Origin of the sequence: Okeania sp. SIO2F4 (assembly GCF_010672385.1) — a bacterium.
GTDB lineage: Bacteria > Cyanobacteriota > Cyanobacteriia > Cyanobacteriales > Microcoleaceae > Trichodesmium.
Map to the genome: position 1 here is coordinate 1 of NZ_JAAHGT010000461.1, position 7,527 is coordinate 7,527.

The following is a 7,527-nucleotide window of genomic DNA, read 5'->3' on the forward strand; positions in this document are numbered from 1 at the left end:
TGTTTGAAATAAATCGCGAGTATCGACAATATGATGGGGAATACCTAATTGTTCGCAAATATAGGCAGCATCAACCATTCCATCGGAACAACATTGACCTTTTCCTTTCATTAACCAAAGAGTTAAGCCCTCGACTTGATATCCTTGATGATGTAATATTGCTGCTGCTGTGGAACTATCAACTCCACCAGAAAGACCGACTATAATTTTATTCATTGGATTTGAGTTTATAAAATCAAAACTATATGTATTTATCTTGAATTATAGATTTTTTTTCTACTTTATTTTTTCTAGTTTATTTTGATAATCAATTTTTTACAGAAGTTGGGAATAGGGCACAGGTAATACCATTTATAAAAAACTTTTCTACATTTTGTTGAGCAGGGGAGTGGGTAGGGACGTTGCATGCAACGTCCGTACAGAGAAGTAAACATAACAATAATTAATATTAAATCACGTCAAATTACAAAAAAAATGATTTTGTCTGTACTAATTAATTGATAACTGAAGTATTTCTCAAGTATAGCATTACTTTTGAGATTTGGTATAAGATATCTAAATCAATAGACATCTCCAGAAAAGAGGAAATAGGAAGTAGGCAGTAGGGAGAAAAATTTGACAGTTTTTGCGTATGGGATTGATTTAATTTTTGATTTTTGAAGATGTCTAATATATATAGGGTTTATAAAGTTACTGAGTTACAGTTCTTTTTCTTCTTTGATATCAATGAAATCCGCTTATACAGTTATTGTATCTGCTACTTCCTATGAAAACAGACCTTAATAGGTATACTCTTAAACAACATTCCTTTGTTTTTTTATTACTTTTGACTTTTGACTTTTGACTTTTGACTTTCTTTTAAGATCATCATTTATCGGAGTAACTAACCATGCTAAATCAATCTCCTGTAATATCATATTACAAAAAATCAAAAATGTCATTATTATCAATTATATTCGGAGGATTTTTAGCCTTAAGTTACCAGACTTTATCCCTGGGAAAAGTCATCAAAACTCAAACCTTAACCACCAATCAAAATAATCAAAATCAAAGCCAAAACACAATTTTTATTTCCAACAACAACACATCAAAAAACGAACAACTAATAACAGAAATTTCCAGATATCCAAGACCTCTGGAAAAATTACCACCATCAATTATCACACCCTCAACTAAACAACAAGAACCAATATTTAATCCTATCGAACCAAATCCATTTCCCAATTTACGATATGTTGTTTATATTGAGTCAGAGAATCCTCTTTTGTTAGGAATTATTCGGCAACAAATTGAACCAAGAGCAGTATTTCGCTCTTTTGGAGACGCAAGAGTTATTCAAGTCGGAAGCTTTTCTGAGTTATTTTTTGCCTTAGATTTGTTAGATTATTTAGAAGAAAGAGGAATTAATGGCGAATTATCAAGAAAGAACCCTGGTGAAGCATTTGGTGACCCTCTAGAATCTACAACTTTAGCACGTAGTGTATATCCTCCAGTTAGCCATTCAATAGCTTATGGACTTAGTAATACAGAATCTTATTATTTACTAATTCCTAGTAAGTCAAAAGATTTAGCTCTAATTACATATAAATTGGGATTATTGGGAGTTCCTGACAGAGGAATTCAGGTAACAGAGACACCAGAAAATGTAGCTATAGGACCTTTTGAAGAGAGAAAAATAGCAGAAAAATGGCAACGCTATTTATTAGATTCAGGGTTTATTAATGTAGTTATTTATTTTGGTCGTTAAAAAAGCGGTCAGCGGTCAGCAGTTAGCAGTCAGCAAGATTATTGTTTTAAAGTTTAGAAGGGTATTTGAACCCAGAGTTGCTAAAAGCTGATAGCTAGTTAAAAGAAGAAAAAATGTAGCGGTTTTGTCTCCAAAGCCAACTCATAGATTATAGTAACCTTAGTCAATGTTTATTACAAATAATAGGGAAGTTGCATCAACTCTCCTACTCCCTATTCCCTACTAATTAGTAATGTTTTTAATAATTCTATTCTAGGCAAACAGCGAAGAATAGATTATGCCTAATTTCCCTACTCATTATTCCCTAGATTATGCCTAATTTCCCTACTCCCTACTCTCTCCTCCCTTGAAATGCTATACTTTCTCAATACTTCAGTTATTAACTAATAAGTAATGTTTTTAAGGATTCTATTCTAGGCAAAGAGCGAAGAATATATTATGTCTAATTTCCCTACTTCCTATTCCCTACTCCCTACTCCCTACTCCCTACTCCCTAAAAAAGAAAAATTTATAGTGACTGCTGCACAAATGCGACAAATAGAAGAACGCATATTTATTGCCGGAATGCCAGTAGCCGCATTAATGGAAAAAGTTGCAGGATTAGTAACACGAAAAATCCTCAAACTGTTAAATCCTAATATTAGTCAAATAGGTGTATTAGTAGGTCCTGGTCATAATGGCGCAGATGCTTTAGTTATAGCCAGAGAATTATATTTTCAAGGTTATGAAATAATAGTCTACTGCCCTATTAATAAACTGAAAGAACTAACAAATGCTCATGCCAAATATCTCCAATCTCTAGGAGTTGATTTTATCGAAAATATTTCCCTGCTCAAAAATTGCGACTTACTCATAGATGGTTTATTTGGTTTTGGTTTAGAAAGGGAAGTTTCTGGAGATTTAGCTGAAGCTATCAATCAAATTAATAGTTGGCAAAAACAGATATTTAGTATTGACTTACCTTCTGGAATACATACAGATACAGGAGCAGTTTTAGGAACAGCTATTTGTGCTACCCACACATTTTGTTTAGGTCTGTGGAAACAAGCATTTTTACAAGACCAAGCTCTAGAATATATCGGTACATCTGAACTAATTGACTTTGATATTCCCCTGGCAGATATTACAGCAATTTTAGGAGAATTTCCCACAATTGAGAGAATTACAAAAACATCTGCTATGGAAAATTTACCTCTACCTCTTTCCCCAGTAACCTATAAATATAAAAATGGTAATTTATTATTAATTGCAGGTTCCCATTCTTATACTGGAGCAGCAATTTTAACAGGATTAGCTGCCAGAGCAACAGGTGTGGGAATGTTATCAATTGCCGTACCAGAATCAATTAAACCCATACTAAATAGTCACTTACCAGAAGCACTAATTATTGGTTGCCCTGAAACAGAAACTGGAGCAATAAAGCAATTACCAAAAGATATAGATTTAAGTAAATTTGAAGCCATTGCCTGCGGACCTGGTTTAACCATAGAACCTACATCTATAATAGAAAAAGTATTATCTGTAAATTATCCTCTAGTTTTAGATGCTGATGCTTTAAATATTTGTGGAAATTTAGCAAACAACTCTTTAGTAAGTCAACGTCAAGCACCAACAATTATTACTCCCCACCTAGGAGAATTTAAACGTCTATTTCCCCACCTAGCAAATCAACTCAATAATCGGATATTAGCGGCTCAAAAATCTGCTGAAAATAGTAACCTTGTCGTAGTTTTAAAAGGAGCAAAAACAATTATTGCCAATAGTCAAAAAATATCAATAAATCCAGAAAGCACTCCCGCATTAGCAAGAGGAGGAAGCGGAGATATACTTACAGGATTAGTCGGAGGTTTATTAGCTATTACTTCAACTAAAATTCCTCCACTCGAAGCTGTAAAAACAGCAGTTTGGTGGCACGCTCAAGCAGCAATATTAGCAGCAAAAGAACGAACAGAATTAGGAGTAGATGCTTTTACCTTAACTCAATATTTAATACCAGCAATAGAAAAAATCAGGACTGAGACAGGCAACCAATAAATCCTGGTTTTTCCTAGGTATTTATTGTTAAAAACAACAATTTATCTAAAAACCGGGTTTCTTTGCGTGGATAGAAAACAGAGAATCTGGAAATTGAAATACCTCTTTCTTTTTGCCTCAAAATTATACAAGCACTTGTTGAGCAGATTCCCGATTAATGTGTTATAACTGACTAGGTAAAAGGTAAATATTTTTTATATAGAATCCAGTGAGATGATATATGTTTATAATTCTACAGGACTTACGCAAACCAACCAAAAAACCGAGTTTCTTGCCCTGATTATTGTCTTTCAAATGAGGAAATTTCGTTGATAAACTCGGTTTGTGTGTAAGTTCTGATTTTATCTACAGGACTTACGCTCCAAGCGCCATATCTAGTAGGGGCGATTCGCGAATCGCCCCTACAGATAGTGTATGATTCGATATTTTGCGTAAGTCCCGATCTATAACTCTATACCTCAATATTCAATCTCCCCATCTCCCCATCTCCCCATCTCCCCATCTCCCCAATCCCCCCCCTACTCCCTGTTCTCTTTAAATACCAATATGGAGGAAAATAATCAATGGCAGGTGCTAATCTTAATGCAGATTTATATTTCGCTGAACAAATTACACCCTGGGATATTTATAAACATGGCATCGACCAGGTACTTGTTCATCAAAAAACAAAATATCAGGAAATGTGTATAGTCGAAGGTGTTTATGGCAAAGCTTTAATATTAGATGGTAAATGGCAGTCTTGCACTGAAGATGAATTTCTCTACCATGAAAGTTTAGTACATCCACCTATGATTTTTCATGGATTTCCACGCAAAGTCTTAATATTTGGAGGAGCAGAAGGAGCAACAATACGAGAAGTATTACGTTGGAAAACTGTTGAGAAAGTAGTTATGGTTGATATAGATGGGGAAGTTGTAGAAGCTTGCAAAAAGTATTTGCCTGAAATGCACCAAAACGCTTTTGAAGACCCCCGTGTAGAATTAATCATTGATGATGCTCAGAATTTTTTAGAGTCTTCTTCAGCAACTTGGGATGTAATTATTTCTGACCTGACAGACCCTATTGAGGAGGGTCCATCTTTTCCTTTATTTACTCAGGAATACTTTCAAAAAATTCGCCAAGTTTTGTCTGCTGATGGTTTTTTTATAATACAAGGAGGGTCAATTGCTCCTGCTGAGATGTATCTTCATGTTCGTGTAGTTAACACTTTACAAACTTTGTTTAGTTATATTCATTCCTTGATTCCTTATTCTACCAGTTATGGATGTCCGTTAGGATTTGTTGTTTGTTCTGAGCAAGAATTTTCTCATACACCAAACCCAGAAAAAATAGACAGTTTGTTGGGAGAGAAAACTACGGGTGATTTTAAATTGATGGATGGTATTTCTTTATTGGGTATGTTGCAAATACCTTTGAACTTACGACAAGCGATCGCTGCAGAAACTCAGATATATACTTTGAAAAATCCACCAAAAGATATTCAAGTTTGATATTGAAAATTAACCAGAAAATTTCTACATTTCTACTTGTAATTCTGGTTTAATACCACCAAATAAAGCAATTTCAAACAATTTCATAAAACAGTCAACATGAATAAAACCTATCTCTCTTAACCAATCACATTGAGTTTCTACAGGAGCAAGAATATTTGCTTTTTTATCTGGGCGGTTATAATATTGCTGATGAATTTCTTCTCTGGATTTATTTGTGTTTTGACTTTGATGAAAAGTATAGAGAGAATCAACAAATAATTCATCAAATAACTGCCCAATTAATTTAGATGGTGAGGCAACGTGTTCCAAATTCAAAAATAATCCTCCTGGCTTTAATAATTGGTAAATTTCTTGATAGATTTCTTGTTTTCTTGTGTCTGGTTGATGATGAATTGAAAATCCTGACACAACTACATCAAATGGTGCTTTTCGGTGAACTTTATTTATCCATTCCGGTAGACCATAGTCTTGAGTGATAAATTCAAAATTACCTTGATAATTATCGGCAACCTTGCTTTTTGCAACTTCAATCATTGCTTCTGAAAAGTCTAAAAATACTCCTTGAGAATTGGGGTATTGACTGAGAATTGCCTGACCTAAAATACCATCACCACAACCTAAGTCTAAAAAGTTATTTACTTGGGATTTAGTTGTCTGAATAATTCTCAAGATAATGTCAATTTGTTCAGTAGCTAAAGGAATAGCACTTCTGACACCAGAAAGATATTTTTGTGAAAGTTCTGCTGTTTTCCAGACTTGATAATTATTGTTCATTTTCCATAATTGTTAGTATTTTGTCACAAATATCTCATGTAATTTTAGTAGGGAGGATGAAGATTTGTCCACCCTACTAGGGTGTCTAGACTAAATAATTGTGGGTTAAAAAAAACCTAACCCCCCAACCCCCAACGCTCGTAGGGAAGGGGGAGTTTCTCCCCTCTCACTCATCAGGAGAGGGGTTGGGGGAGAGGTCTTAATTCATAAAACTTACCCACATTTTTAAGCTAGATGCACTACTACCTTTAGTTTATTCTAATCTTCATCTTGAAATTCAATTGCTATTTTATCAAGTCTTTCATTACTATCTTTAGTGATTTTTAGTAAGCTAATACTAACAATTTGTGATGTAAGTCCCCCTGCAGTTGTGGCTGTTCCTTCAGAAGTTTTTCCTGATAGTAAAACACCTATACCTGTTACACTAATAATTGCACTAATTATAGTTAATGTTAGAGCAATATTAAAGCTTAATCGTGCTTGACGTAGTCGTTCTTTAATAACCATTTGCTCCATTGTATTAAGGGTAGAGTTTTGATTATTATTAGATATAGTCATAGTTGAAACTCCTCTGTTAATTCCTTGTTTTCTTCTACAATTTCATTAAAAGATACTGATGATTGAGTTTCAGCTTGTTGATACAAAATAATTTGTCTGACTTGTGACTGACTTAATTAAAAATTCTTGGCTGATGACTGAGTAGTGCTAAAATGTGGGGTAAGTATTTATAGATTTATTCAGCTTTTATTATAACTAAGTTATGTCTTCTAGATCCCTGAGAGTCGCACCAGAATATCTGGAAAAAGTTAAATCTGCTGTTAAACATAATAATTTTCCTAGTCAAAAAGCTCTCGCTAGTGAGTTAGGTTTTAGTCGTTCAACTATCTATAACTTCCTCCATGGAAAACCTGTATATTTCTTAAATTTTACCGAAATATGTGAGAAATTAGGTCTTGATTGGCAAGCGATCGCTGAAACTCCAGAAAAAGAAACAGAAGCAGAAAAGACTACTTATATTAAACGGCCACCCATTGAATCTATTTGTGATGAAACTATCTTACAAGCAGGCTCTTTAATCAGAATTAAAGCTCCTCAAAAAATGGGGAAAACTTGGCTAACTAATATAATTTTAGAACAAGGGAAAAAACATAACTACCAAACAGCATCTATTAATTTATTAGATACTGATACTACTGATTTTAAAGATTTAGATAAATTTTTGCGGTTGTTTTGCCGTGGTGTAGGTCGTGAATTAAATGTGCCAAAAGAAATTTTACATGAATCTTGGGATGAAGAAGATAGTAGTAAGGTTAATTGTAAGATTTATTTTGAAGAATGCTTATTACCAAAAGGTAAGCATTCAGCCGTCAGCTATAAGCTATCAGCTCTTACTTTTAGTTTGGCTAATAAAAGCTTTATTATTCAGAATTAAATTTTACTACAGAAGTCAGTTTTCAAGTCGATATTCATTTAAACCTT

General features: G+C 33.8%; 7 protein-coding genes. 4 read left to right on the top strand and 3 right to left on the bottom strand.

The features are described 5' to 3' along the window. Positions 1–231: 7-cyano-7-deazaguanine synthase (locus F6K22_RS24725; RefSeq protein ID WP_293104075.1), on the bottom strand; the 231-nt coding region annotated here is incomplete at its 3' end. A 658-nt stretch (positions 232–889) separates the two neighbouring features. Here F6K22_RS24725 and F6K22_RS24730 point away from each other — a divergent pair. The 3 genes from F6K22_RS24730 (at position 890) to F6K22_RS24740 (ending at position 5,271) form a co-directional block, all read left to right on the top strand. After that, on the top strand, positions 890–1,747 hold the full coding sequence (locus tag F6K22_RS24730; protein WP_293104060.1) for a hypothetical protein: 858 nt from the start codon (positions 890–892) through the stop codon (positions 1,745–1,747). A 438-nt stretch (positions 1,748–2,185) separates the two neighbouring features. Continuing rightward, a complete protein-coding gene (locus F6K22_RS24735) occupies positions 2,186–3,781 on the top strand; it encodes an NAD(P)H-hydrate dehydratase (protein ID WP_293104063.1) in 1,596 nt (531 codons plus the stop codon). A gap of 563 nt (positions 3,782–4,344) precedes the next feature. Next, positions 4,345–5,271 (top strand): spermine/spermidine synthase domain-containing protein, encoded by a 927-nt coding sequence (locus tag F6K22_RS24740; protein ID WP_293104065.1) that lies wholly within the window; start codon positions 4,345–4,347, stop codon positions 5,269–5,271. Between the two features lie 24 nt (positions 5,272–5,295). On the opposite strand, the gene F6K22_RS24745 is transcribed toward F6K22_RS24740, so the two are convergent. Together F6K22_RS24745 and F6K22_RS24750 are read right to left on the bottom strand one after the other, a co-directional pair. After that, on the bottom strand, positions 5,296–6,048 hold the full coding sequence (locus F6K22_RS24745) for a class I SAM-dependent methyltransferase (RefSeq protein ID WP_293104068.1): 753 nt from the start codon (positions 6,046–6,048) through the stop codon (positions 5,296–5,298). Between the two features lie 258 nt (positions 6,049–6,306). Next, entirely contained in the window at positions 6,307–6,606 is a 300-nt protein-coding gene (locus F6K22_RS24750; RefSeq protein WP_293104071.1) for a TRADD-N-associated membrane domain-containing protein, read from the bottom strand. 202 nt (positions 6,607–6,808) lie between these two features. On the opposite strand from F6K22_RS24750, the gene F6K22_RS24755 reads away from it, so the two are divergent. Further along, positions 6,809–7,480, top strand: a complete 672-nt coding sequence (locus F6K22_RS24755) for an AAA-like domain-containing protein (RefSeq protein ID WP_293104073.1) — start codon at positions 6,809–6,811, stop codon at positions 7,478–7,480. Positions 7,481–7,527 lie beyond the last annotated feature (47 nt).

What these genes read in the sequence shown, in the direction of transcription:
- F6K22_RS24730 (WP_293104060.1), top strand. Translation starts at nt 890, where the DNA reads ATGCTAAATCAATCTCCTGTAATATCATATTACAAAAAATCAAAAATG.
- F6K22_RS24740 (WP_293104065.1), top strand. Translation starts at nt 4,345, where the DNA reads ATGGCAGGTGCTAATCTTAATGCAGATTTATATTTCGCTGAACAAATT.
- F6K22_RS24750 (WP_293104071.1), bottom strand. Translation starts at nt 6,606, where the DNA reads ATGACTATATCTAATAATAATCAAAACTCTACCCTTAATACAATGGAG.
- F6K22_RS24745 (WP_293104068.1), bottom strand. Translation starts at nt 6,048, where the DNA reads ATGAACAATAATTATCAAGTCTGGAAAACAGCAGAACTTTCACAAAAA.
- F6K22_RS24755 (WP_293104073.1), top strand. Translation starts at nt 6,809, where the DNA reads ATGTCTTCTAGATCCCTGAGAGTCGCACCAGAATATCTGGAAAAAGTT.
- F6K22_RS24735 (WP_293104063.1), top strand. Translation starts at nt 2,186, where the DNA reads ATGTCTAATTTCCCTACTTCCTATTCCCTACTCCCTACTCCCTACTCC.